Here is a 26,093-nt window from a genome sequence, read left to right as displayed (position 1 = left end):
TAAATTTTGAAAACTAGTATTTTAACTCTAAAATAGGACCAAATGTCTTCGATCGAATTAAAAGCCAAATGGCTTGAAAACTACAAAACAGCACCTGCCCAATTGCAAAAAATGGGTAAAATTAATGGACTGATTAGTGCTTTTAATGCCAATGTTGATGCTGTAATTAAGGTGAATGGCAAAGGAATTCAAAACCTAATTGCAGAGAATAATCTGAATACAGATTTGATCATTTGTGAAGGTGAGACAATTATTCGTTCCAACGAAGATGCGATACGTGGTTTTCTGAATTGCTTTAAAAATGGAATTGCTGAAGAATGGTTAATTGAAGATGTTGAAGTTTTTGAATGGCTAAACAAAAATGTTGGCTACGACAAAATGCAAATGGGAGGACAGGGAGGAATCGTGGCAAACGTAATGGCCGTTTGTGGCGTAAACTCAGTTTATGTGCATTGTGCTTCTGCTCCAAAAGATCAGTCTAAACTGTTTTTAGATCTTCCCAATTTATTAACAAACGATGAAAAGGGAGAAATTAAGCAGGCATCTAAGGTAAATCGTTCTTCTGATTTAGCTTTAATTCATTGGATTATCGAATTTGATAAGGGAGATTCTATCAGCTTAAATGGTGAAACATATGTGTGTCCGAAGGCGAATCGTTTTATTGCAACCTACGATCCATTGAATTTTAAATTGCATATCGACGAGAATTTTGCAAACAGAATGTCGCAAAACGACATCAATCCTGAATATATAATTTTGTCTGGCTATAAGATGCTTCATGAGTTTCTTAGTGGTGGAACCAAAGGCATAGATCGAATCGATTTTTCAAAGGCAATGATTGCAAAATGGCGGGAATCTTGTCCTGAAAGTTTACTGCATTTAGAAGTTGCATCTACTCAGAACAAAGTAATTCGTAAATATTTAATTGACAGTTTGGTTGAAAGTGTTGATAGCTTAGGTTTTAACGAACGGGAATTAATAGATATTTTAGAGGTTATAGGTGAGGACGAATTGGCGCAGAAATGTGAAAAAAACACCAATAGTTCGAACCTGTTTGAAGGAATGCTGAAGATTCGTGAATATACCAATTGCTCTAGAATGCAGCTTCATATGTTTGGATTGTATCTTACTCTTCAGGAAAAAGGATTTAGCGTTTCTCCTCTTCAGAATCGAAATGGAATGCAATTGGCCGCAACTGTTGCTGCCGCCAAAGCCGGGACAGGTGCTATTGATAAAAAAGAAGTGTTGCTTTGGGCAAAAGATCATGAAGTGTCGGAGGTTGGGTTAAATGAATTGTCAAACCTTTCAGAGACTGTAACCAATATTTTTGGGGAAAATCAGCTTTTAGAAACAGGAATCTTCAGCAATGAGAGATTAGAAATTATTGCTGTTCCAACCATCTTAATTGATAAACCAGTTACACTTGTTGGTATGGGAGATACAATCTCTTCGGTATCATTGGTTGGTGCCCGTTAAAGAAGAACGAAATTGTAATAAAAAGGAGGTGATGAAATCATTAGATTTCATTACCTCCTTTTTTTGTGACATAGAAAAGCCCCGATATGGTACTTTCGGGGCTTACTACTGAACTACTTGTGTGGAATAGTTCTTACTAACCTAATCTAAATCACTAACTAATCTTTACTCATCGAATAGGGAACAAATTTTGGATTGCTTCCCCATGTTTTATTTGGTCTTAGTCCCATATCCAATACTAGTTTGGCTCCGTCAATAATTTCCGAATGCTCAAAGTAGGGACCTTTTAATTCTTTATTATTCAAACTTGCAGATTGAATGTATTTATTTTTTGCAGAGCAATTGTTCGCAATTATTTGCATCTGATTACCATTACCTAAATCAATTGTAATCTCGCTAAATATCGGACTGCCAATATTGTATTCCGGAACACCTGGTGTAACCGGATAAAATCCCATGGCCGAGAAAACATAGAATGCAGATAAACCTCCGCCATCTTCATCGCCGCAAATTCCAAAAGGAGAGTTGGTGAACCACACTTCCATAAGGGAACGGATTCGTTTTTGTGTTTTCCAGGGGGCTCCCGAATAGTTATACAAATAGGGAATGTGTAAACTGGGTTCATTTCCCATTACAAATTGGCCGGTTAAGCCGGTTGCATCCGGAAAAATATCCCAATAATCCCACTTCGGAATCCCGAATGGCTCAACAAATAGTTGATCCAGCTTTGCATTGAATGTTTTGTTTCCACCCATTAAATTTATCAATCCGGCAATGTCATGCTGAATATCCCAAGTGTAAGTCCAGGAGTTGTTTTCTGCGAAATAGGCTCTACCACCTAAACCACCGGATAATTTTGGATTGAATGGTCGAATCCATTTTCCATCAGATGATTTTGGAGCCATGAAACCAATTTCCGGATCAAAATTATTTTTATAATTATTGGCTTTTTTTGAGAAAAGCTGATAGTCTTCTTTCTTGTTAAGATCCTTTGCTAATTGAGCAATGCACCAATCGTCGTAGCTATGCCCTAGTGTTAAGGCCACTGCTTGTCTTTTTTCCCAATGGTGAACTTCTTTCACCCATTCTTTTTCTCCTGGCTTTAAGGCTGGGAAAAAGCCATTTTCATGATAAAATGAATCGAGCTCTGTTGCCGGACCATTCTTCCATGGTAACATGGTCGCTTCCAGTTCATTCTTTTTTAAGCCTTCAAAGGCTTTCTCGATGTTAAATCCTCTTATTCCTTTAAAATAAGCATCTACTATTATAGAAGAGGCATGATTCCCATTCATACAAGTATGATCACCTGTAAACAGCGGAAAGGATGGCATCCAGCCACTTTGTTCATACATTTTAATGTAAGAGTTGATTTTTTTTGATTGATTCTCCGGATCAATTAAGCACATTAATGGATGAGTCGCCCGGTATGTATCCCAAACCCAATCGTCAACGAAAAAATCAACGCCATCATCACTATGGATTTTTTGATCGTAATTGCTATAGTATTTTCCATCTTCAGAAATATTTACCATTCTCTCAAAGCAACGATAAAGTGCTGTGTAGAAAACTGTTTTTTGATCTTCACTTCCGCCTTTTACCAGTATTTTACTCAGTGCAGTATTCCATATCTGTTTGTGAGATTCTTTGTATTGATCAAAATCCCAATCAGGCATTTCACTTTCCAAATGTTTTTTAGCCTCTTCTGTCGAAATATAGGAAACAGCTATTTTAAGTTGCAATGCTTTTGAAGTATCGTCAAATCGAAAAAACGCTCCGATTTTATCTCCCAAAATAGTTTTGCTGTTAGAATTTAGTTTGCTTGAGTCGAAAGTGCCGTAATCAGACAGGTTTTGATCAAACCTGACTGCAAAATAAATTTTTACAGGATACTCAAGATCAATGCCATCAACCGCTGTAATCATATCAAAACCTGTAATTGTATTTTCTTTAGGAGAAATGTTAAATTTCCCATTATTTCTGCATTGCAGGTATAAATTTGCAGGGGCACTGTTTGTAAAGGTAAATCGTGTAAGTGAAACATGTTGACTTGCAGTCAATTCCATTCTGATATCAGAATCTTCCAATAAAACAGAATAATAATACGGACTGGCTGTTTCCTGGTCATGGTCATAGGCAGACTCCCAATTTTCAGCTTTTTGCGAAGTAGGATTCTGAGAAATCATGAATTTGCCGATTGTCCCTTTCCTGTGAGAAACAATAGAGAAGGGAAAGTGTGTAATTTTCTCGCTTTGATAACCTTTTGGCTCTTTTGAAATGCGCATCATGCTGTTGGGAAGATGCACCAATGGAATTGTTGGTTCGAGCATATGACCAATGCCTCCGATATTTGGATTCACATAGTCGACAACTTTCTTTTGCGCAAATAGTGTCAAAGAAAAAAGTAGAGAGAATAGTAAAGTGAGCTTCTTCATGAAAAGATATTCTGATTGATATATTCTGAAGCAAAACTATGTTGTGGCAATTAATTTTAATTTAATTGTGGATTAACTCCGTAAATTAAATTATTAATCAGTATTTTATTTTGGGTTTAGTTGGCAGTTTGTAAGGAAGTTGTGCTGTTTATTTTAATGACTGATGTTTTTTTTAGATAGGATTTTTTTGTATTTATCACGATAAGAGGAAAGAGAATTTCGTTTTGAATTAGTTAACTCATTACTAAATTATTTCATGGTTTAGTAGTGTTATTTTGGACTATTAGTGCTCTTTTAGTTCATTTTTATTCAGATTTTATGAAAATTATGAGCTTATTGGTGAAAAAATTATGGAAACGTTTGCGGAAACCAATTATTTACACTTATATTGTGAATTCTTTGTGAGAAAAACGAAAAATACCATTTGTAATCACATTGAATCACACTTTTTTTACTCATCAGTTATTTGGTGAGATCTTACTAACCACTAACTAATCACTAACAATTAGATCCTGTTTATTCTAAATAAGCAGGATCTTTTTTTTAGTTTATCTTTGTCATTAGGTTCTTTATTTTAAAGAAAAGGTCTTTTTTGCAGTGATTAAAGTATGGAGAGATTCAATGGAAATTTTTAATTTGGTAATAATTAAGCTTTATTCAATAAAAATAGAAGATACATAAATACCAGCGATATTATTCATGTGTGATAACGTATTGATATGCAATCGTTTCCAATGGGTGTTTTATAACACTAAAGTATTGGGTCAAAAATACGTCAAAGTGCTTTGAATTGTATCGAAAGACCTTAAAATTTGCAGAAGCAAATTATACATATCACGTAAGACTTAATTAACAAATATTTATTAACAATGACACCCAAGTTTAAAGCGCAGGCCGGAACTTTTGAATCAAGCGATATTATGATTCTGATTGAGCCTCTTGAAAAAGATTCTGGTCGCAAAGTTGATATTTCTTCTACTGTAATGCTGCAGTTCGAAGAAGATATTAAAGCTACAATAAATCAAGTGCTTGACACACTTCAAGTTCAAGATCTTCATCTTATTGCAAAGGATAAAGGAGCACTAACGCAGACAATTGAAGCACGAGTTGAAACAGCAGTTAAACGATCTTTAGGTATTCAGGAGGGGACAATGTAATGGTAAAGAAAAAAAGGCGATCGATGTTGTACATTCCCGGTAATAATCCGGCAATGATTCAACAAGCAGGAGTTTATGGCTGCGATGCTGTTCTTCTTGATCTGGAAGATGCTGTAGCATTAAACCAAAAAGATGCAGCAAGAATTTTGGTTCGTAATATGCTTAAAACTGTTAATTTTTACGATACTGAAGTATGTGTACGTGTAAATAACTTTCATACACCGTTTGGATTAACGGATTTGGAGGAAATAGTGCCCTTACAACCAGATAATATCCGTTTTCCCAAAACGGAAACTGTAGCCGATGTTAAAGAGTTCATGAAAGAAGTGCGGCGCATCGAAAAGGAGCATGGAATTAAGAATCCAACCATGACTATTCATGTGATGATAGAAACAGCCAAAGGAGTTGCGAATGTTTACGATATTGCGGCTGCAGATCCAAGAATCGATGCGATTACTATTGGAGGGCAGGATTTAACGGCCGATATGGGAATTATAAAAACCCCGGATGGAGTTGGTATTGACTATGCACGTAAACGAATTGTAATGGCTGGAAAGGCTAATGATTTAGACGTTTTAGATACTATTTTTGCTGATGTGAATGACGATGAAGGTTTGCGTAAAGAAACTGAATACATTAAAAAAATAGGTTTCGCAGGCAAGGCTCTTATAAATCCACGTCAGGTTGACGTTGTTCATGATGTGTTTAATCCGACTGAAAATGAGGTTCGTAAAGCATATCGTGTTTATTCTGAGTTTATTAAAAACAAAAAAGCTGGTATTGGAGTTTTTGCAATTGATGGAAAAATGGTAGATGCTCCTGTTGTTCAAAGAGCAATTACAGTTTTGGAATATGCCAAAATAGATTTGAAAGAAATTGAAAAGAATGCTGGTTAGTTTTTAAGCTTGGATTTAAAACGTAGACAAATGAAAAATGCAATAGGAGTTGAAATTCCTGAATATATAGAAGGCCTGGGGAAATTAGAACCTTTCCAGGGAGTTTGGAACAGTATTATTGAAGATGAAGTTCCGGTAACAAATATTTCCAGAACGCTTAAGGCTAAAAAACCTCATGTTTCCAAACTTTGTAAAAATTTGGAAGAGGCTATTAAAAGATGTAAACCTTTTGATGGAATGACGGTTACTTGTCATCATCATTTAAGAGGAGGAGATGGTGTGCTGATGCAGACCATTAAAATACTTGATGAAATGGGGATTAAGGATATCACCTTGGCGTCCTCATCACTTACATCAGCTCACGATGGTTTGGTTCCATATTTGGAAAAAGGGATGATTACCAGAATATTTACATCAGGTATCAGAGGTGCTTTAGGTGATGCAATTTCTGTTGGAAAATTAAAATATCCGGCAATCATCCATTCACATGGAGGTCGTGTACGTGATTTTTTAACAGGAAGAATTAAGCCAGACTTATCGGTTTTAGCAGCATCTGCAGCTGATGAAGAAGGAAATGCGACAGGTGCTCATGGACCATCAGCTTTTGGATCAATGGGATACGCAGATATTGATGCCCGGTATTCTCGTAACGTAATTATTGTTACCGATAATTTGGTGGAATATCCTTGTGTACCTTGTACAGTACGTCAACATTTTATCGATTATGTAGTAAAAGTGGATAGTATTGGTGATGCAACAAAAATTGCTTCGGGTACAACCCGTATTACCAATTCACCGATGGATTTACGTATCGCTCGAATTGCAGCAACGGTTATTGAACATTCTGGTTTGTTTAAAAATGGAATGTCGTTTCAGGTAGGTGCAGGTGGTGCTTCTTTGGCAGTTGCCAAATTTCTTCGTGAAGATATGAAACGAAAAAATATAATTGGCAGCTTCATGATAGGTGGAGTAACTTCCTATGGTGTTGATATGTTGAATGAAGGTTTATTTCATTCTATTTTTGATGTGCAGTCTTTCGATGCCGCAGTGAGTACTTCGGTTTTGAATAATCCAAATCATATTGAAATTTCGTGTGATCAATATGCGAATCCTAATAACTGCGGATCGATGACTAATAAGTTAGATGTGGTTGTTTTGGGTGCACTTGAAGTTGATGTTGATTTCAATGTAAATGTAATTACAGGTTCTTCCGGAGAAATAAGAGGTGCATCAGGAGGACACTCCGATACTGCATCCGGAGCGAATTTAACAGTTGTTGTTTGTCCGGCATTTCGTGGTCGGTTACCCATTGTAAAAGATCGCGTTCATACAGTTGTTACTCCTGGCGAAAGTGTTGATGTAATTGTAACAGAGAGAGGTGTGTGTGTTAATCCATCGAAACCAAATTTGGCGGCGAAACTTAAAGAAGCCGGGGTGCAGGTGGTTGATATTCATGACCTGAAAGTGGAAGTGGAGAAAATGACAGGTGTGCCTGCCGAAAAGCAATTGGGAGATCAGATTGTAGCCTTGGTTGAATATCGCGATGGGACAATTATTGATGTAATTTATAATGTAAAGAATCTCTCATAAACTGAGGTCGATTTATACAAATGAAATATGATACACCCTACTTGTTTTAAGCATTTAGGGTGTATTTGTAAGTAGGAAGTAGACAAAATGGAGAAAGTAGTAAGAGAAATTTTGGAGGCTAAAGAAATTCGGTCAAAAGAGAGACAGAAGTTTGCTGAGTTAGGAGATATTTCACTAAGTCTGACTCTTAATATTCCCGGTGTTCCAAAATCGAATGATCAGATTAAATTGTTTTTCTCAGAATGCTTATCTGATCTAAAACGATTTTTACTTTCTCATCGAATTATTATTGAGGAAAAAAGAGAAATTATTTGTCCTGATGCAGCAGGAGATTTTTATTTAGTCCCTATTTTGGGTAATGAAATCTCGGCAATTACTATAAAAGAGATTGCAGAGCTTTATGAAACGGAACATTCTGTAGGTAGACTCTTGGATGTTGATATTACTGATGAAAAAGGAAATTCGGTTACATCGGGGAAAGCCAAGAAATGTTATTTTTGTAATCAGCATCCTGCTGTGTTTTGCATGAGAATGCAAACTCACGAATATGGAGAAATGAGAACTGTTATTGAGAAAGATATATCCCGTTTTTTGCAGGAAAGAAGGAAAAGCAGAGTTTGTAAAGATTTGTCGGCATTTGCCTTAAAAGCACTTCTTCATGAAGTATCTCTTTCTCCAAAACCAGGCTTGGTAGATCGCTTTTCGAACGGATCTCATTCAGATATGGATTTTTCAACTTTTTTAAATTCGAGCGCTGTCTTGTCTGTCTATTTTAAAGAAATAGCTGAATATGGTTATTCTTATTCGTCTGCAAATATAAAAGATGCTCTGCCAAAATTGAGACAGATTGGTTTGCAAATGGAAGAGGATATGTATCGTGAAACTTGTGGGGTGAATACTCATAAGGGGGCTATATTTTTGTTGGGATTTTCTCTGTTTGTAAGTGCCAATCAAATAAAAAACCACAATTTTTCGTATGATTCATTTGTTAATCAAATAAAGGAATTAAATGGCAGTTTGGTTGAGAATGAGTTGGGACGGAAGCTTTATAGCAGCAAAAAAACACATGGAGAAGTGTGTTTTGAGAAGTTTGGAGATAGGGGGAAAGGAATTAGAGGCGAAATTCAATCCGGATTACCTTGTGTTTTCAATCATGCAATTCCTGTTTTAAGTTCACATTTCGATAAAATTGATATCGTAAGCGATGAAATTATTCACGAAGGACTAAAACAAACTCTTTTAGTTCTAATTGCTCACAATAACGACAGCAATATTTTGTATCGTAAAGGAGAAAAAGTTCTTAATGAGTTACAAGACATTTCACAACAAGCATTTAATCTGCATGGAACTAAATATTTTAATTCAAAATATCAGGATTTAGTATATTATTGTAAGGACAATCGAATATCACCAGGTGGTTCGGCAGATTTACTTGCTGTTGCATTCTTTATATATATGGTGAATAAAAAGTACAATTAGAAAGTATTCGATACAAATTGAAAATGAATAATAAAACAACATTTGTCATGCTTTCATAGGTATTAAACACCTTTCATAACATATAAAATTAGAGGGGTATTTTCTGTGAAATGCATATTATTGAGCATTGAAATAAAAGAAAATAGTTACACAAAACAATACTAAACAAACGAACAAGGATGGGAGTTGAGAATACAGATTATAGGGAAGAGTCTTTAGATCTAAACAATCCCTTTGATATAAAACTGGTCTCTGAATTTCTGGAGCCATTGGGTTTTGAGTTCGATCCTATAGACGTTGATTACACCATGATTCTTTATAATTTGAATCAGGAGGTAATAGGAACCGGGTCGTATAAAGGAAGAGTACTTAAATATGTTGCAGTTTCTCCTAAATTTAGAGAAGGAGCTGCTTTTGCGCAAATTGTAACACATTTAATTGAGTTGGTTATTAATGAGCACAAACACATTTTTGTTTACACGAAGCCTCGTAATTTAGAGGTTTTTAAAGGATTGGGATTTACCGAAATTGCAACCGCCGAGCCATTATTCTCTGTTTTGGAATTTGGATATGAGAATATCAAAACATATCAGGACTATTTGCGATCAATAAAAAAGGATGTAACTTTTGGTGGCATCGCAGCCATAGTTGTAAATTGCAATCCTTTCACGAAAGGGCATAAATATCTGATCGAAAAAGCTTGTGCGGAAAATAGAGTGTTGTACCTATTTATAGTTGAAGAGGATCGTTCGTCATTTACTTTTGATGTTCGATGGCGATTGATTCAGGAAGAATTGGGGCACATTAAAAATCTGATAATGGTGAAGGGGGGAGATTATGTAGTTTCAGGAACTATTTTCCCTTGTTATTTTTTGAAAGATGAGAAAGAATGTGACATTGCGGCTAAACAAGCCGAATTGGATGTAGTTACCTTTTTGAATTATATTGTTCCAATTTTAAATATCAATAGAAGATACGTTGGAACTGAAATGTATTCGCCGGTAACTGCGGCCTACAACGAAGCCATGATTAAATACTTACCGTCCAATGGCGTTGAAATTCTTGAAATACCAAGAATTACGCAAGGGAGTTCAGATAATTATATTTCGGCATCAAAAGTAAGAATCGCAATCCGTGAAGACAGACTGAATGAAGTCCTCGATTTTTTACCAGATTCAACAAAGAATTATTTGTTGTCGGAGGAATCTGCTGAGATTAGAGAGAAGATAAGAAATACAGTTACCAGACATTAAACAGAAAAGCCGGATGATTATCATCCGGCTTTTTTTTAACTTTACAATATTATAAACCCATTCGCTTTCTGATAATAGAAAGTGTGGTTGGTTTTGAATTGTAGGTGTATTTTGCGAATATCAGATAAAAAAGCAATAGTAAATTGAATAGATAGTTGAAATACAGAGGGATGTGGTAGTTTTGACTGGCTATGTCATCGATGAAAATATAGCATAGAGTAAAAACTTCACCCCAGAACCAAAGCCATAAAAATAGTTCACTTAGGTCATCTGTTTTTTTTGTTTTAAATGTGTGGATTACCTGCGGAAGAGCACAAATTGCGAAAAGAATGCTTCCCATCCATCCAATAATTTCATTTGCTTGCATGTCGTCGTATTTTCATGCAAAAATGAACAAAACAAAGGAGAAAAATAAGAAATTCGGCTAATTTCTTTGAATCAACAACAAGGTACGGTCATCATCAAATTTAGAAACATTGTAGATTTTGGTTAATTCCAATTCCACATCTTTGGGTTCAATAATTTCTTTCTCTTTGTTATTATCAAGAATGTAGAACATGGCTTCATCACCAATCATTTCACCGGTTCTGTCATTAACAGCTTCGGTATATCCATCGGTATAAAAGAATAGTTTATCTCCCTTATTAAACTCGTGAATTAAGCTTCTATATTTAATTTCCTTTACAACCCCTAATAAGGTGCCAACAATATTTAACTGCGATATGGTTTTTTCTATTCCATCATAAAGGAAAGGTCGAAGAGCTCCGGCAGAAGCAATGCTAATCTTATTCGACGAAGTGCAAAGCGATATGATACTTAGGGTTGTGAATACTTCAGTTAGCTGAATGTCTTTAAAAAGATATTCATTGATAATATCCAGAAATTTACCCGGTGATTCAACAAAATCGAGTTCTTGACGATTAACGAAAAAATTAATAGTACTTCGGATGTAGGCAATATAGGCAGGTACAAAGAACCATGCATCCCATTTTTTCCCCATTACATCACCCAAAATCAATATTTTTCTATTCTGATCTACATCTATGATTTCGTAATAGTCACCTCCAGGTAATTTATCGTAGGGTTGATGAAGGATTTGAATGTTGTAGTCTCGTATGGTATCCTGAAATTCATTTTCGAAACGAATTGGAGATCGTTTTGCCGCCGAATTAAGCGCGCTTAGGTATTTGCTTTTTAAATCATGTTCGCGTTGAACATTAGAGTTTATTTGATGGATAATTAGCTTCGGATTCAGATTTTTGAATAGAAAACCACTTATTTTGGATCGCATTAGATTTTCCAATTTGTCCATGTCGTCAGAATCAGTAACAAGAATATTTATTGGAATATGATTCGAAACAATCTCCGTTATTTTATCTAAGATTGAGATTGCCCAAGTTGCTTTATCATCAATAATAATGCCCCAGGTATTGGTGTCTTGCAGAGCCATGAAAAAATCAGAATCGGAATAAACAGCTGTAATATTTGTTTTGAGGTGTTTTCTTGGAAGAGGAAAAGGTTTTATTCTGTTTGCACAATATATCAGGTTTCCTTTTTCAAAACTGATGTCATCTTTTCTCGCACCATCAAGAATATCTTTTCTTAAATAGGCTTTCTTTAAATGGGATTTGATTTTCGAGATAAAAATCTTTTGTTTGATAGGTTTGGTGATAAAATCATCCGCACCGTCATTCAGATTTTTAATCCATGTGTCTTCCTCGTTGTTTCCAGAAAGAAATATGAAAGGAGTATGTTGGTATTCAGGAGTTTGTCTTAATCTTCGAACCAGTTCATTGCCATCCATCAATGGCATGTATAAATCTGAAATAATAAGATCGAAATGTTGACTTTTGGCCTGATCAATAGCCTCTTTTCCGTTTTTAGCAAGTGTTGTTTGGTAGCCTAATCCTTTTAGAGTAAACTCAATGAATTTTAGGATAACTACGTCATCATCAACAATTAGTATATTCGGCGAAACTTTTGCCATATCAGTATTTTATTCTACTGATGAAAAGCTGTTAACACATGCGGTTTGGTCTTGCAAAATATCAAAAATAGAATCCAACTGCATTAATTCTATTAGTTCCATCACATCTCTGTTGATATTGCAAAGTTTTATAAAACTTTTGTGTTCTTTTGATGTTTTAAGAGCTGATAAAAGTGCTCCAAATCCTGAACTGTCAATAAAGCTAATTCCTTCAAAATCTACAATTAGTTTGGATTTAGGTTGAGATAAGAATTCATTCATTTTTTCCTTAGCAATATTTGCATTTAAGGCATACAAACGATTGGTTTCTCCCAGTTTCATTATTGTTACAGAGTTCACCTGTTTGGTTTCAATATTCATAGCAGTAAAATATGGTTACAGTGATTAAAGTTGTCCTAAGGTTTCTTTTAATTCTTTTATGGCTAAAGGACATTGCGATAAAAATTCCTCTACTAATACAGGAATATGTACTAAGTCAATGTCATTCATGGTTTCGTTTTTCACGTTAGTCCAGTTTTTTTCATCTTGAGGACTAAATTCAATGCTGTTTTCCGTCTTCAGTTGCAATTCAAACTTTAAATTTCCTTTTGAAAAATGTTCTAATTGTTCTAGACAATCTCCTGATTTTTCCATTCCCATTGTTCGCACGGATGATTTTGCCTTGTGAGTAATGGCGCCTAAATCCTGCCAATTTTGAGTTTCGAAGCTTCTTGATATTTCTTCTTCAAATTCAGGGATTTGTTCCAGAAAAATATCAATCATTTCACTGATGATGTTTTTGTCATTTCCAGACATCTCCTTTAGATAAGATAGATCTGTGATCATTTCACCTTGAGTCATTCTGTTGATATAAGCTTGTTCTATTTTACTTTTGTTTATTTTTTTGTAATAAATTCAATTTTTATTTCGATAGAAATAATGCGCTAAATTTTGAGTGAAATCTTTATAGTTGCATATGCAATAATACTAATTTATTTTCAATTTACCTATTGCTCCAGCTATTCAAGTAGTGCTTAGGATCCTTGATTTTACTGATTGTTTATTGATTATAATTTTTTAGGTTTACTATTGTTTGCTTGATTAATAACTTGGATTAAGCTCAACAAATCTTTTTTTTTCTCGTAATACTAATTTTTATAGAATTTATCTGAATACAATATATAACTTAATGTTTATGATCTGGAAGTTTACTACCGCTGTTTTTCTATTCTTTTTTTTATTATCCGGGAATCTAATTGGGCAAGAGTTGTTGCCTGTAAAAAAATCGGAATTCATTGATAATGATTCGAATCGTAAGCAAGCTTTTGCCCAAGTGAAAGAGGCTGCCGAGCTGTATCAAAAAGGAATTGGATATGTGCCTCAGAGTTTGAATCTCTTTTTAAGTGCGTACAATTCAAATGACAACAATCCTGAGTTAAATTATAATATTGGTCTTTGTTATTTAATAACCGGACCAAAAGATACGGCGCTGTCATATCTGCTTGCCGCACAATCTGCCGATGCGGATATTAGTGCTGATATTCATTTTTTGATAGGTTTAGCTTATAAATTTCAAAATAATTTTTCTGATGCAATTATTCATTTTAAAATGAATAAAGAACTAATTCAACAGAATAAATATAAAGAGCAGAAAGAACTTTTGCCTATAAGTGATAAACACATTCAGGAGTGCCGAAGCGGTAGGTTGCTAATCGAAAACAGTCTTGATCTGGAAATACAGCTTGTTGAAGGAAATGTAAACTCAGAGTTTGACGAATTTAACCCTCAGGTATTGGATAGTAATCTATTTTTTAGTTCACGACGAGGTCTGGAGGATGATAGCAGATCGCCAGAGGATCAGAAGTTTTTTGAAAAACTTTTTAAATCTTCAAAAAGTGAGGCGGAGGGTATTGAGGTTCATGAAGAAAAAAATAATTTGGGAGAAAATGTAAATTCTACTTTGCTCTCCAAATTTGACGAGAAGCAGTTTGTATTTTACAATAGTAATTCGGGAGCAGGCGGTTTGTTTCTTGCTGAAAAAGTGAGAGACAAATGGAAGGTAGGAAAAGCAATTAAATTTATTAATGAAAAGGATTCAAGAGAGAGTTCTGCAAGTTTACCTCAATCGGGAGATGAAATCTATTTTGTAAGTAATCGTAAAGGTGGCTTTGGCGATTGCGATATTTATTATTGTAAAAAAGAATCGGAGTCTAAATGGTCTAAGCCAATAAATATTGGTGGAGATATTAATACCGAATATGATGAAGGTGATGTTTTTATAAGTGCGGATGGCACTAAGTTGTTTTTTAGTTCAAAGGGGCACAATACCATGGGAGGATATGATATATTTAAGTCTGACCGTCAGGAGGATGGGACTTGGGGTAAGCCACAAAATATGGGGTTTCCAATAAATAGTACTGATAATGATATTACTTATTGTGAAGATCGTGATGGTGTTTTTTATTTTGCATCCGAGCGTAGCGGAGGTAAAGGAGGATTTGATATTTATTGTCAGAAAATACCTGAGCCGGTAATCGAAGAGGTTGTTGCAGAGGAAGTCATAGAAGAACCAGTGATTGAACTTCCTGAAGCGAAAATAGAAATTCCTGTTACTCTTCCGCTTGTAAGTTTTAAAAGTGAAGCCGTTGCAATAACCGAAACTCCGGTAAAACAAGAATTGGTTGAAGAGGATTTTGTTTATAGAGTTCAAATTGCTGCAGCAAGAAAAGAAATGGATCCTAAAGATATTTTTAAAAGATATAAAGGAGATGATGTTATCGATCATTTGTTTGTTGAAAACTGGCATAAATATACTATTGGAGGATTTTTAACATTTAAGGAAGCTGCCAAATATAGAGATGCCTGTGGAGTGAAGGATGCTTTTGTTGTTTTGTTTAAAGGTGGCTATCGATTGGGAATTGCAAGAAGACCTTTTGAGGCAAACTAATGTATCGGCACAAACGATATCTGAGAAAATTTTTTACATTTGCAGAAGATAACGCAAACATAATTAAATAACTTTTTTTCTCAGGTAAATCTTCAGTAAAAAGTCTGTCTTTTTTTATGATTACTTGAAGATCTTGCCCAAAATACGTAAACAAATGAAAAGAACAGCATTCACTAGCTTTCATGAAGAATTAGGTGCTAAGATGGCACCATTTGCAGGGTATAACATGCCTATTGAGTATACAGGAATTAACGATGAGCACAAATGTGTTCGTGAAAAATTAGGGGTTTTTGATGTTTCTCACATGGGTGAGTTTTGGGTGAAAGGTCCAAAAGCTTTTAGTTTTGTACAAAAATTGACTACAAATGATGTAGCTGTACTTTCCAATGGAAAAGTTCAATATAGTTGTTTCCCAAATGGAAAAGGCGGTATTGTTGATGATTTGTTGGTGTATCGTGTTGATTCAGAGACTTATTTATTAGTTGTGAATGCTGCAAATATTGAAAAGGATTGGAATTGGTGTGTTAAAAATGCCGGTGAAATGGGATTGGCAGTTGGAACCGAGCTTTACAATGCTTCTGATGAAATATGTCAGTTAGCAGTGCAAGGCCCTCTGGCTTTGAAAGCGATGCAGAAAATTGTAGATCGTCCGATTGAAGATATGGAGTATTACACATTTCAAAAAGTAACTGTTGCAGGAATCGAAAACGCTGTTTTTTCGACTACTGGTTATACTGGTTCCGGTGGATGTGAAATTTACGTATCAAACGAAGATGGAGTGAAGCTTTGGAATGCTGTAATGGAAGCAGGAAAAGAATTCGGAATCCAACCAATTGGTTTGGCCGCTCGTGATACACTGCGTTTAGAAGTTGGCTTCTGTTTATATGGTAACGATATTGATGATGATCATTCTCCGATTGAAGCAGGATTAGGTTGGATCACCAAGTTTGTGGAAGGAAACGATTTTATCGATCGTGAATTTTTTGAAAAGCAACAAGAAGAAAAGCCAAAACGCAGATTAAAAGGTTTTGAACTAATTGATAGAGGAATTGCTCGTCACGGGTATAAAATCGAAGATGCTGAAGGAAACGAAATTGGCGAAGTAACTTCAGGAACAATGGCTCCAATGGTTGGAAAGTCGATTGGTATGGGATATGTTAAGGAAGGATTTTACAAATTAGATACCGAGATTTTTATTCGTGTTAGAAATAAAGCGATTAAAGCTAAAATTGCGAAAATTCCTTTTTACAAAGTGTAAATTGATTTTTGTTATAGGATTTAGTAAAAAAGCAGATGCATGTTGATGTATCTGCTTTTTTAGTTTTTAATCCAAGTGTTTAGGGATTATTTCAAACATAAATTCTTATATTTGAAACGGTTTTCAAAGCAAAAAGACTTCTGAATTTACTTTTTCTTTTTGCGGTGTAAATTCACAAAGATTGTTTGAAACAATTTAATTATTTGGATTTTGATGAAAAACATCATCATTGTGAATGAGTAATAAGTAATAAATTCTGAGGGTTAAGTTTCTGTTTTTCAGATCGTAAATATTAATCTATATGAAGGGGGATAAGATGATAAGTTATTTGTTTTAAAACATACATTTTAACAGATAAAACCATCTTAAAATAAATTTTTATTTGCAAATTTGCCTCAGGATATGGAATAATACAAAAATTTAAAACGTTTGAAAAAATGAAAGTACACAACTTTTCTGCAGGCCCTTCAATTCTTCCTGATTTTACAGTTGAAAAAACAGCTGAGGCAATTAAAAATTTTGCTGGAACAGGTCTTTCTCTAATGGAAGTATCTCACCGTAGCAAAGAATTTGTTGCTGTAATGGATGAGGCTATTGCTTTATTTAAGGAATTACTTAGTATTCCTGAAGGATACTCTGTTTTGTTTGTTGGTGGTGGTGCATCAACACAGTTCTGTATGATTCCTTACAATTTATTAGGAAAAAAAGCGGCTTATCTTAATACAGGAGCTTGGGCAAACAAAGCTTTGAAAGAAGCAAAACTATTTGGTGAAGTAGTAGAAGTAGCATCTTCAAAAGAGGCTGTTTACAACTACCTTCCTAAAGGATATGAAATTCCTTCTGATGCGGATTATTTCCACATCACTACAAATAACACCATTTACGGTACTGAGATTAAAGAAGATTTGGACGTTAATGTTCCTTTGGTAGCTGATATGTCATCAGATATTTTCTCTCGTCCGATTGATGTGTCCAAGTATGCATTGATTTATGGTGGTGCTCAAAAGAACCTTGCTCCGGCTGGTGTTACTTTTGTGATTGTAAAAGATGAAATTCTGGGTAAAGTAGATCGTCAGATTCCAACAATGTTGAACTACCAAACACACATCGACGGAGAGTCAATGTTTAACACTCCTCCTGTTGTTCCTGTTTTTGCTGCTCTTCAAACTTTGCAGTGGATCAAAGAACAAGGTGGTGTATCTGCAATGCAGAAACGAAACGAAGAAAAAGCAGCAGTGCTTTATAATGAGATTGACAGCAATCCAATGTTTAAAGGAACTGTTATTAACAAAGAAGATCGTTCATTAATGAATATCTGTTTTGTGATGAATGACGAATATAAAGAATTGGAAAAAGGTTTCTACGAATTCGCTACAGCAAAAGGAATGTCTGGAATTAAAGGACACCGTTCAGTTGGTGGTTTCCGTGCTTCAACCTACAATGCTTTACCAAAATCAAGCGTACAGGCATTGGTTGACTGCATGCAGGAATTCAAAAACATTCACGTAAAATAATTATAATAGTAAAATAGGCAGGAATGGGTAAATCCATCTCCTGCTTATTTGTCATTCAGTGCACGAGGAACGACTAAAGTAATGTTAGCATTACTTCGATTTGGCTGGCAATGACATTTTATTTTTTCATAATTCAAATATCAAATAAAATGACAAAAGTATTAATTGCAACCGATAAGCCTTTTGCTCCTGCAGCTGTTGATAGTATCAGGACTGTTGTGGAAGGTGCTGGTTACGAATTGGTTTTGTTGGAATCTTATACTGATAAAGCAGATTTGTTAGCCGCAGTTGCCGATGTAGATGCCATGATTATTCGCAGCGATAAAGCAACACGCGAAGTAATCGAAGCGGCTAAAAACCTTAAAGTAATTGTTCGTGCTGGAGCAGGATACGATAATATCGATCTTGAAGCTTGTACTGAAAGAGGCGTTGTTGCCATGAATACTCCGGGACAGAATTCAAATGCTGTTGCTGAGTTGGTTTTTGGAATGATGGTATTTTTGGCAAGAAATGGTTTTAACGGAAGTGCTGGTGTTGAAGTACGCGGAAAGAAAATAGGAATTCATGCATATGGTAATGTGGGGCGTTATGTTGGTGAAATAGCTAAAGGTTTTGGAATGGAAGTATATGCTTTCGATCCATTTGTGGCTAAGGAAACAATTGAAGCTGACGGCGTAAAGGTGGTTGACTCTGTTGAGGAATTGTATAGTACTTGTAACTATGTTTCTCTTCACATTCCAGCAAATGACAAAACAAAAAAATCAATCAACTTCGATTTGTTGAACAGGATGCCTAAAGGTGGTGTACTTGTTAATACAGCTCGTAAAGAGGTGATTGACGAAGAAGGTTTGGTTAAATTAATGGATGCTCGTAAAGATTTCGCATACATTTCGGATATTGCTCCTGACTGTAAAGAAGAAATTGAAGCTAAATTTCAAGGCAGATTTTTCTTCACTCCAAAGAAAATGGGTGCGCAAACTGCTGAGGCAAATATTAATGCTGGTATTGCCGGAGCAAATCAGATTGTGAACTGCATTAAAAATGGAGACGAAACATTCAGAGTAAATAAATAGTATTTGGAAAACAAGAGGAAAGTCATTTTCTTCTTGTTTTCTACCTTATATATTTGAACGCAAATTGCATTCAAATTATTGCAACAAACAACAAACACAACAAAAACATAGAACGCAATGGCTATTTTAAAACCATTTAAGGGCTTGCGCCCACCAAAAGAGATTTCAAAAGATTTGGCTTGTTTGCCATATGATGTAATGAATTCAGAGGAAGCCGCTCAAATGGCTGAAGGTAAGGAAGTATCTTTGCTTCATATCACTCGTGCCGAAATCGATTGCCCTGCCGGAACAGACGTTCACTCAGAAGAGGTGTATGAAAAATCTGTATCCAATTTAAAAATGTTCCAGGATAAGGGATGGTTGGTTCAGGACGAAGAAGCTAAGTTTTATATCTATGCACAAACCATGGATGGCAGAACTCAGTACGGTATTGTAGCTAACGCAGCTTGCGAAGACTACAAGAACGGAGTGATTAAAAAGCACGAATTAACTCGTCCGGATAAAGAGGAAGATCGAATGATTTTAACTCGTTATACCGAAGCGAACCTAGAGCCGGTATTCTTTTCTTATAAAGCAGTTCCGGAAATTGATGCTATTGTAGCAGCGATTGTAAAGAATGAAGAAGCTGAATATGATTTTGTTGCTGAAGACGGATTCGGTCATCATTTTTGGCCGGTAAATAATCCAGCAACGAATAAGGAGTTGGAAGAGTTGTTCGCAACTAAAGTTCCTGCTACATACGTTGCTGATGGTCATCATCGTACTGCGGCAGCCGCTCGTATTGGTGATGAATTTGCAGCTAAGAATCCTAATCACACAGGTGATGAGGAGTACAATTACTTTATGGCTGTTCATTTCCCAGATAATCAATTGGCAATTATCGATTACAATCGTGTTGTTAAGGATTTAAACGGAATGACTGAAACGGAGTTTTTGGCAAAGTTGGAACAAACATTTGAAGTTGAGTGCATGGGTGAGGAGATCTGCAAGCCTGCTAAATTGCATGAATTTTCAATGTATTTGGATCATAAATGGTACAAGCTAAATGCTAAAGAAGGGACTTATGATGATAAGGATCCTATTGGAGTTTTAGATGTAACTATTTTATCAAGTCATGTATTGGATAATCTTTTAGGTGTTGAAGATCTTCGTACTACAACTCGTGTTGAGTTTGTAGGTGGTATTCGCGGATTAGGAGAGTTGAAAAAACGTGTTGATAGTGGTGATATGAAAGTTGCATTTGCTTTGTATGCAGTGTCGATGCAGCAGTTGATTGATATTGCGGATACTGGAAATATTATGCCTCCAAAAACAACTTGGTTTGAACCTAAACTTCGTTCGGGTTTGTTAATCCACAAGTTGGATTAACCAAGCTTCTATAGAAAATATGAAAGGATGCCAATTGGCATCCTTTTTTTGTGCGGAAACGTACAGTTAAGTGCTTATTCGAACAGATTTCAGACTTTAAGATTATGTATAATTTCCAATTGGATAGGTATTTATGTGTAGTGGCATATGGATTGATATATAAAGGCTGTAAATCTAATCCCTAAACTATGATACTGAACTTTTTTAAGGTTGCCTTTCGAAATATGAGAAAATACAAAGGTTACACTTTTATTAATATTGTTGGTTTAGCTGTGGGGCTGGCTTGTGTATTTCTTATTTATCTGTTTGTTCAGGATGAGTTGAGTTACGATAAATTTTATCCCAAATATAAAGATATTTATCGTGTAGCAACTAAAGTGAAAATGGGTGAGCGAAAAATGGATGGCAATACCATTTGTGCACCTTTCTCTCCAAACGCAGTTGCTGATTTTCCTGAGGTAAAATATGCTGTTCGAATAAATTTCTGGAACAATGTGTTGTTTAAATATGAGGACAAGCAATTTGTGGAAGACAAATTCTTACGTACAGATTCTACTTTTTTCGAAGTCTTCTCTCGTCCTTTTGTGTTTGGTGATTCAAGGACAGCTTTAAAGGAGAAGAATAATATTGTATTGACTCAAAGTACATCTCAAAAATATTTTGGCGATGCAAATCCTGTTGGGAAAATTTTGAAGATGACTGAGGATAAGCTCTTTACTGTAAGTGGAGTGGTGGAAGATGTACCTGAAAATTCTCATTTTCATTATGATTTAGTTGGCTTGTTAAATTTAAGTGCAGAGGACGAAGATGCTTGGTTTAGTGACTATATGCAGGCTTATTTTTTATTGGAGCCAGGAACGAACTACAAGGATTTAGAAGCTAAATTTAGTGATTTCACGATCAGACATATGGGGCCTAAATTGATTGAAGTTCTCGGGATTGATATTGTAGCATGGGAAAAAAACGGAAATGAGTTCAAGTATTATTTAGAGCCATTAGAGTCGATTTATCTTAAGACTACTACAGAAGGTCAGATAGAACCTGTGAGTGATATAAAATACATTTATATATTTTCGGTTATTGCTTTTTTCATTCTATTACTGGCATGTGTTAATTTCTTAAATCTAACTACAGCCAGATCGTATACCCGGGCTCGTGAGGTGGGAGTAAGAAAAGTGTTTGGAAGTAATCGGAATATGCTTATGATTCAATTCTATGCAGAAACTTTCTTAATGGCTTTATTGGCTGCTGTTATTTCTTTCTTTTTGGTTGAGTTGACCTTGCCTTATTTTAATGAAATTACCCGAAAAAATTTGATGTCACCGCTGTTATGGCGGGGGGAGTATTTTTTATTTGTGGGAAGCGTAATTGCATTTGTTGTGTTGTTTGCCGGGAGTTATACCGCCATTTCTTTGTCTGGTTTTAAGGTGATGAGAGTACTGAAAGGTGAAGTTCAAAAAGGACGGCTGGGGAAACGAATAAGAGCTGGTCTTGTTATTTTTCAATTTACGGTTGCCATTGGCATTTTGATATCTGCATTTATTGTTAAAGAGCAGGTTAATTTTATGCAGGAAAAAAAGTTGGGGTTTGACAAGGAACGCGTATTGGTGGTTGATAGGGCATATGCATTAGAAGATGAACAGAGAATATCCATTAAAGAAAAGTTAAAGGAGTATTCGGGAATTGAAGATGTGTCATTTTCAGGAATGGTTCCCGGTCGGGGAACAAATGGATGGTCAATGTATCGGGAAGGAGCAAGCAATGAAGATATGATCAATTTTCGATTGATGCACGTTGATGAAAACTTTATTGATTTACTGGGACTGAAAATAATTGATGGAAGAAAATTTGATAAAAACAGGTTGTCGGATTCTTCCGTTTTTATAGCTAACGAAGCGGCGATTGCAGCATTGGGATATACCGATAATCCTGTGGGGCGAAATATTTACAAGCCAAATTTTAATCAAAATGGTCGGGAGGCTATCGAGATAATTGGTGTAATTGAAGATTTTCATTTTGAATCGATGCGCGATAAAATACTTCCTATGCTATTGGTATCTGACCCGAAGCTTTTTAAGTGTTATATGTTGGTTAAGTTACAGCCGGATAATGTAATGGATGGAGTAAAGCTGGTGAAAAAGTACTGGTCAAAAATGACAGCCGGAGAGCCTTTCGAATATTTCTTTTTGGATAGCGATTTTAATAACCTGTTTAAAGGAGAAGAAAGGGTTGCAAATATCCTTAGTTCTTTTACTATTCTGGCCTTTTTTATTGCACTTCTTGGTTTATTGGGATTGGTTTCTTTTGAAATGCAGCAAAGAGTAAAAGAGATTGGAATTCGCAAAGTACTGGGTAGTTCGGAATTTGGATTGATGATGATTTTGAGTCGTAGTCTTTGTTTAAATGTAGTAATTGCAAATATTATTGCATGGCCATTAACTTATTTTGTGATGCAACACTGGTTATCGAATTTTGTGTACAGAATCAATTTCCCATGGTATTATTTTCCATTCGCTTTATTGATGTCAATTATTCTAACTTTAGTTACAGTGAGTGGGCATTCGTTAAAGGTGGCAAGGGCAAATCCAATAGAATCCTTAAAATACGAATAGTTTTTTGTAAGTTTTAATACACATTAGGAAAGCTCTCATCAGGAATTGGTGGGAGTTTTTTTGTTGTGTATTTTTTTAACCATTTGGTTAAAAAAATAGCAAATTTATTTGGAGGGATAAAAAAAAGCAATACATTTGCATTAACCAATTGGTTAATAAAATAGAAATGGAAAAGAAATCAGTCGAGACCCAAGAGAATATTCTAATTGCTGCAAGAACTATTTTTGCACAAAAAGGATTAGCCGGAGCCAGAATGCAGGAGATTGCAGATCGTGCAGGAATAAATAAAGCTTTGCTCCATTATTACTATCGGAATAAAGAAAAATTATTTGAACAGGTTTTTGATGAAGCATTAAAAAAAATGCTTCGCCCGTTGGCCGCCTTTTTAGCAGATGATTCTGAATTGTTTCAAAAAATCAGGAATATTTGCAAACACTATCACGAAGTGTTGATTGAATACCCATTCATTCCCAATTTTGTGATTAATGAAGTGAATACGGATCCTGCCAGAATACTTAAGCTGATGGATATTGAAGGAGTTTTGGAGGGAAAGAAAAAGACAGCATTTCAAATTAATGAAGCTGTTAAATCAGGAATAATAAGACCGATTGATCCCAGAGAGTTAATTCTTAATATCATCAGTTTATCTGTTTTCCCATTTGTAAGCCGGCCTTTATCAGAGAAATTTCTGTATGAAAATGAAGACATGGGTGAAGTGCTGAAATCCAGATCAGATCGTGTTGCAGACTTTGTTATTCAATCAATTAAAATTTAATTCTGTTGAAATGATATCAATTTGTAGAAAAAGCAAATACATTATTTTGCTGATTGTTTTTTTTAAGATTCAGATAGGATGGTCTCAGGAAGAGGTTCTTAGTTTGGATCAATGTCAGAAAGAAGTTCAGGAATTTTTCCCATTAATGAAAGGAAAGGAACTTTTGAGTAAATCTTCGGATTTGAATACTGAGAATTTGAAGCTTGCCTATTTACCAAAGATTTATGCCAATGGAAGCCTCAGTTATCAGTCCGATGTAACAGGTATTTCATTTCCTGGAATGAATACGCCCAAAGCGCCAAAAGATAGATACTCGCTAAACTTAGATGTGGAGCAGTTGATATATGATGGCGGAAAAACTCAAGATAGAATTGAGGTAGAGAGGAAATCGTCGGAGGTTGAAATTAAAAATCTGGAGATTCAGATGTATCAACTTCGTGAACGCGTTAATATGGCCTATTTTGGAATTTTGTTGGTTCGAAAAAGTAAATTGGTCATACTTGATAAACAAAATACCATTATTAAACGCTTACAGCAATTGAAATCTGCTGTGGAGAATGGTATGGTGCTTCCTGCCAATCTGAAAATTATGGAGTCTGAATTGCTTTTAATAGAACAGCAGGTGCTGGAACTAAATGCTCATGAGGAATCCTCATTTAATGTTCTTTCTCAGCTAATGGGGCGCAGTTTGAGTGTGAATACAAAACTCGAAGAAACAGAATTTGATCAACCATCAGTAAATGTTAATGGTTTGGAATCTAAAAATAGACCCGAATATCAATGGTACTTAAGCCGGCAATCATTGTTGGATGCTCAAAAAGAACTTTTGAAGAAAGACCGGTATCCAGTGGTGTCTGCTTTTGGTCAGATGGGATATGGAAATCCCGGTTACAATCAATTGAAGGATGAATTTGATACTTATTACATGTTGGGAGCAAAAATTTCCTGGAATATTTTCGATTGGAAATCAAATCGCAGAAAGCAAAAAGTAATTGGGATTCAAAAAGATTTATTGGGAACCCAGGAGTTGAGTTTTACGCAAAATCAACTTATTAATTTGGGGGAGGAAAGCAGTGAGATCAGGAAATTCGAAATTTTACTGGAAAAGGATGATGCCATCATCGGATTGCAGGAGGAAATTAGCAGAAGTTCAGCCTCGCAGTTGGATAATGGAGTGATTACTTCAAGTGATTATTTAGAGGATTTGAATAAGGAGATTCAAGCGAAATTAAATAAAGAATACCATGCAACTCAATTACAGCAATCATTGGCTGAATTTAAACGAATCAAAGGAATTTAAATATCAATAAAATGAAACGTGCATGATTAAATAATTATTATCTCACATACAAGAATAATTATTTATTGATGATAAGTTCCATATGGCAACTAAAAAACAAATAAAAAGCATATGAAATTAACTACAATTATAGGAGCAGCCATTCTTTTCTTTTCTTTTGGTTGCAATCAAAATGAAACCGAGTCGGATGCTTTTGGAAATTTTGAGGCTACAGAATATATGATTTCAGCTGAAAACAGCGGTAAAATACTTGCTCTTGATGTAAATGAGGGAGATGTATTTTCAGAGGCAAAGCAGGTGGGACTTATTGATACCATTCAGTTGTATCTGCAAAGAGAGCAGTTAAAAGCACAAAAATCAGCCGTAGCCTCAGGAGTGAAGAATATCCTTTCTCGCATAGCGGTTTATCAGGAACAGATTTCTATCCTTGAAAAAGATAAATCAAGAATTGATAAAATGTTTGCAGACGGCGCAGCAACCAGCAAAGATGTTGATGATGTTAATGGTGGAATTTTGCTTGCTCAGAAGCAAATACAATCGGTTAAAACCGAGAATGCCAAGGTTTTGGGAGAGTTGGAAAGTCTTGATCGAAAAATTGAATCCTTAAACGATTTAATTGAGAAAAGTAAGATATATGTGCCTGAGACCGCTACGGTTTTAGAAAAATATCATGAAGCTTATGAAATGGTGAACACAGGAACACCACTATTTAAATTAGCCGATTTGAGGACACTGGATTTACGGGTTTACATCAGCGGTGATCAGCTTTCGGAGCTTAAAATTGGTCAAGAGGTGAAGGTATTGATTGATAAAAATAAAGAGGAGAATGAAATGCTTCAGGGGAAAGTGACTTGGATTTCTTCCCAATCTGAATTTACACCCAAAATTATCCAAACAAAAAAGGAACGTGTGAAACTGGTTTATGCTCTTAAGGTTAAGGTGGTAAATGACGGACGTTTGAAGATTGGAATGCCGGGAGAAATTAGATTCAAATAGC

The 26,093-nt window shown here is 35.3% G+C and carries 20 protein-coding genes; 15 read left to right on the top strand and 5 right to left on the bottom strand.

Features of this window, described 5'->3' with window-relative positions; genetic code table 11:
* The first annotated feature begins 42 nt into the window (after nt 1-42).
* Nucleotides 43-1,476, top strand: a complete 1,434-nt coding sequence (locus QUH73_RS18235) for an ADP-dependent glucokinase/phosphofructokinase (RefSeq protein WP_289531872.1) — start codon at nt 43-45, stop codon at nt 1,474-1,476.
* Nucleotides 1,477-1,634: 158 nt separating this feature from the next.
* Here the strand turns inward: QUH73_RS18235 and QUH73_RS18230 are convergent, their stop codons facing one another.
* Nucleotides 1,635-3,908: a GH92 family glycosyl hydrolase gene (locus QUH73_RS18230; RefSeq protein WP_289531871.1), complete on the bottom strand. Its 2,274-nt coding sequence runs from the start codon at nt 3,906-3,908 to the stop codon at nt 1,635-1,637.
* An 869-nt stretch (nt 3,909-4,777) separates the two neighbouring features.
* Here QUH73_RS18230 and citD point away from each other — a divergent pair.
* From citD to QUH73_RS18205, 5 genes are all read left to right on the top strand, one after another.
* Nucleotides 4,778-5,065 (top strand): citrate lyase acyl carrier protein, encoded by a 288-nt coding sequence (gene citD, locus QUH73_RS18225; protein WP_289531870.1) that lies wholly within the window; start codon nt 4,778-4,780, stop codon nt 5,063-5,065.
* A 23-nt stretch (nt 5,066-5,088) separates the two neighbouring features.
* Complete coding sequence (locus QUH73_RS18220) at nt 5,089-5,961, top strand: HpcH/HpaI aldolase/citrate lyase family protein (protein ID WP_289531869.1); 873 nt, start codon at nt 5,089-5,091, stop codon at nt 5,959-5,961.
* Between the two features lie 30 nt (nt 5,962-5,991).
* Entirely contained in the window at nt 5,992-7,551 is a 1,560-nt protein-coding gene (gene citF / locus QUH73_RS18215) for a citrate lyase subunit alpha (protein WP_289531868.1), read from the top strand.
* An 87-nt stretch (nt 7,552-7,638) separates the two neighbouring features.
* A complete protein-coding gene (locus tag QUH73_RS18210) occupies nt 7,639-9,030 on the top strand; it encodes a triphosphoribosyl-dephospho-CoA synthase (protein ID WP_289531867.1) in 1,392 nt (463 codons plus the stop codon).
* Nucleotides 9,031-9,209: 179 nt separating this feature from the next.
* A complete protein-coding gene (locus QUH73_RS18205) occupies nt 9,210-10,283 on the top strand; it encodes a [citrate (pro-3S)-lyase] ligase (RefSeq protein ID WP_289531866.1) in 1,074 nt (357 codons plus the stop codon).
* A gap of 49 nt (nt 10,284-10,332) precedes the next feature.
* Here QUH73_RS18205 and QUH73_RS18200 read toward each other — a convergent pair whose 3' ends face one another.
* From QUH73_RS18200 to QUH73_RS18185, 4 genes are read right to left on the bottom strand one after another with little or no spacing between them, the layout of a single operon-like run.
* On the bottom strand, nt 10,333-10,650 hold the full coding sequence (locus tag QUH73_RS18200) for a PQ-loop repeat-containing protein (RefSeq protein ID WP_289531865.1): 318 nt from the start codon (nt 10,648-10,650) through the stop codon (nt 10,333-10,335).
* A 57-nt stretch (nt 10,651-10,707) separates the two neighbouring features.
* Entirely contained in the window at nt 10,708-12,270 is a 1,563-nt protein-coding gene (locus QUH73_RS18195; RefSeq protein WP_289531864.1) for a response regulator, read from the bottom strand.
* A gap of 9 nt (nt 12,271-12,279) precedes the next feature.
* Nucleotides 12,280-12,630, bottom strand: a complete 351-nt coding sequence (locus QUH73_RS18190) for an STAS domain-containing protein (protein ID WP_289531863.1) — start codon at nt 12,628-12,630, stop codon at nt 12,280-12,282.
* Between the two features lie 24 nt (nt 12,631-12,654).
* A complete protein-coding gene (locus QUH73_RS18185; RefSeq protein WP_289531862.1) occupies nt 12,655-13,110 on the bottom strand; it encodes an Hpt domain-containing protein in 456 nt (151 codons plus the stop codon).
* A 334-nt stretch (nt 13,111-13,444) separates the two neighbouring features.
* On the opposite strand from QUH73_RS18185, the gene QUH73_RS18180 reads away from it, so the two are divergent.
* The 9 genes from QUH73_RS18180 to QUH73_RS18140 all read left to right on the top strand — a co-directional run bounded on the left by QUH73_RS18180 (nt 13,445) and on the right by QUH73_RS18140 (nt 26,092).
* Nucleotides 13,445-15,196, top strand: a complete 1,752-nt coding sequence (locus tag QUH73_RS18180; protein WP_289531861.1) for a hypothetical protein — start codon at nt 13,445-13,447, stop codon at nt 15,194-15,196.
* A gap of 154 nt (nt 15,197-15,350) precedes the next feature.
* On the top strand, nt 15,351-16,454 hold the full coding sequence (gene gcvT / locus QUH73_RS18175) for a glycine cleavage system aminomethyltransferase GcvT (RefSeq protein WP_289531860.1): 1,104 nt from the start codon (nt 15,351-15,353) through the stop codon (nt 16,452-16,454).
* 437 nt (nt 16,455-16,891) lie between these two features.
* A complete protein-coding gene (gene serC, locus QUH73_RS18170) occupies nt 16,892-17,968 on the top strand; it encodes a 3-phosphoserine/phosphohydroxythreonine transaminase (protein WP_289531859.1) in 1,077 nt (358 codons plus the stop codon).
* A 149-nt stretch (nt 17,969-18,117) separates the two neighbouring features.
* On the top strand, nt 18,118-19,041 hold the full coding sequence (locus QUH73_RS18165) for a 3-phosphoglycerate dehydrogenase (protein WP_289531858.1): 924 nt from the start codon (nt 18,118-18,120) through the stop codon (nt 19,039-19,041).
* A 117-nt stretch (nt 19,042-19,158) separates the two neighbouring features.
* Complete coding sequence (locus QUH73_RS18160; RefSeq protein ID WP_289531857.1) at nt 19,159-20,409, top strand: DUF1015 domain-containing protein; 1,251 nt, start codon at nt 19,159-19,161, stop codon at nt 20,407-20,409.
* Between the two features lie 188 nt (nt 20,410-20,597).
* Nucleotides 20,598-23,021: an ABC transporter permease gene (locus QUH73_RS18155; protein ID WP_289531856.1), complete on the top strand. Its 2,424-nt coding sequence runs from the start codon at nt 20,598-20,600 to the stop codon at nt 23,019-23,021.
* 166 nt (nt 23,022-23,187) lie between these two features.
* Complete coding sequence (locus QUH73_RS18150) at nt 23,188-23,796, top strand: TetR family transcriptional regulator (RefSeq protein ID WP_289531855.1); 609 nt, start codon at nt 23,188-23,190, stop codon at nt 23,794-23,796.
* A gap of 10 nt (nt 23,797-23,806) precedes the next feature.
* Nucleotides 23,807-25,096, top strand: coding sequence for a TolC family protein (locus QUH73_RS18145; protein WP_289531854.1), 1,290 nt, complete (start codon nt 23,807-23,809; stop codon nt 25,094-25,096).
* Nucleotides 25,097-25,207: 111 nt separating this feature from the next.
* Nucleotides 25,208-26,092 carry an HlyD family secretion protein gene (locus QUH73_RS18140; protein ID WP_289531853.1) on the top strand — a complete coding sequence of 295 codons (885 nt, stop codon included), beginning with the start codon at nt 25,208-25,210 and terminating at the stop codon, nt 26,090-26,092.
* Nucleotide 26,093 lies beyond the last annotated feature (1 nt).

Origin of the sequence: Labilibaculum sp. K2S (assembly GCF_030372765.1) — a bacterium.
Classification (GTDB): domain Bacteria; phylum Bacteroidota; class Bacteroidia; order Bacteroidales; family Marinifilaceae; genus Labilibaculum.
Note: the sequence above shows the minus strand (reverse complement) of the source record. Positions and strands in the feature narration are given on the sequence as shown.

Bases quoted from the DNA above. Each gene is read 5' to 3' on its own strand.
- QUH73_RS18220 (WP_289531869.1), top strand. From the start codon at position 5,089: ATGTTGTACATTCCCGGTAATAATCCGGCAATGATTCAACAAGCAGGA.
- QUH73_RS18205 (WP_289531866.1), top strand. From the start codon at position 9,210: ATGGGAGTTGAGAATACAGATTATAGGGAAGAGTCTTTAGATCTAAAC.
- QUH73_RS18150 (WP_289531855.1), top strand. From the start codon at position 23,188: ATGGAAAAGAAATCAGTCGAGACCCAAGAGAATATTCTAATTGCTGCA.
- QUH73_RS18190 (WP_289531863.1), bottom strand. From the start codon at position 12,630: ATGAATATTGAAACCAAACAGGTGAACTCTGTAACAATAATGAAACTG.
- QUH73_RS18180 (WP_289531861.1), top strand. From the start codon at position 13,445: ATGATCTGGAAGTTTACTACCGCTGTTTTTCTATTCTTTTTTTTATTA.
- serC (WP_289531859.1), top strand. From the start codon at position 16,892: ATGAAAGTACACAACTTTTCTGCAGGCCCTTCAATTCTTCCTGATTTT.
- QUH73_RS18195 (WP_289531864.1), bottom strand. From the start codon at position 12,270: ATGGCAAAAGTTTCGCCGAATATACTAATTGTTGATGATGACGTAGTT.
- QUH73_RS18235 (WP_289531872.1), top strand. From the start codon at position 43: ATGTCTTCGATCGAATTAAAAGCCAAATGGCTTGAAAACTACAAAACA.
- citF (WP_289531868.1), top strand. From the start codon at position 5,992: ATGAAAAATGCAATAGGAGTTGAAATTCCTGAATATATAGAAGGCCTG.
- QUH73_RS18140 (WP_289531853.1), top strand. From the start codon at position 25,208: ATGAAATTAACTACAATTATAGGAGCAGCCATTCTTTTCTTTTCTTTT.
- citD (WP_289531870.1), top strand. From the start codon at position 4,778: ATGACACCCAAGTTTAAAGCGCAGGCCGGAACTTTTGAATCAAGCGAT.
- QUH73_RS18155 (WP_289531856.1), top strand. From the start codon at position 20,598: ATGATACTGAACTTTTTTAAGGTTGCCTTTCGAAATATGAGAAAATAC.
- QUH73_RS18145 (WP_289531854.1), top strand. From the start codon at position 23,807: ATGATATCAATTTGTAGAAAAAGCAAATACATTATTTTGCTGATTGTT.
- gcvT (WP_289531860.1), top strand. From the start codon at position 15,351: ATGAAAAGAACAGCATTCACTAGCTTTCATGAAGAATTAGGTGCTAAG.
- QUH73_RS18160 (WP_289531857.1), top strand. From the start codon at position 19,159: ATGGCTATTTTAAAACCATTTAAGGGCTTGCGCCCACCAAAAGAGATT.
- QUH73_RS18165 (WP_289531858.1), top strand. From the start codon at position 18,118: ATGACAAAAGTATTAATTGCAACCGATAAGCCTTTTGCTCCTGCAGCT.
- QUH73_RS18185 (WP_289531862.1), bottom strand. From the start codon at position 13,110: ATGACTCAAGGTGAAATGATCACAGATCTATCTTATCTAAAGGAGATG.
- QUH73_RS18230 (WP_289531871.1), bottom strand. From the start codon at position 3,908: ATGAAGAAGCTCACTTTACTATTCTCTCTACTTTTTTCTTTGACACTA.
- QUH73_RS18200 (WP_289531865.1), bottom strand. From the start codon at position 10,650: ATGCAAGCAAATGAAATTATTGGATGGATGGGAAGCATTCTTTTCGCA.
- QUH73_RS18210 (WP_289531867.1), top strand. From the start codon at position 7,639: ATGGAGAAAGTAGTAAGAGAAATTTTGGAGGCTAAAGAAATTCGGTCA.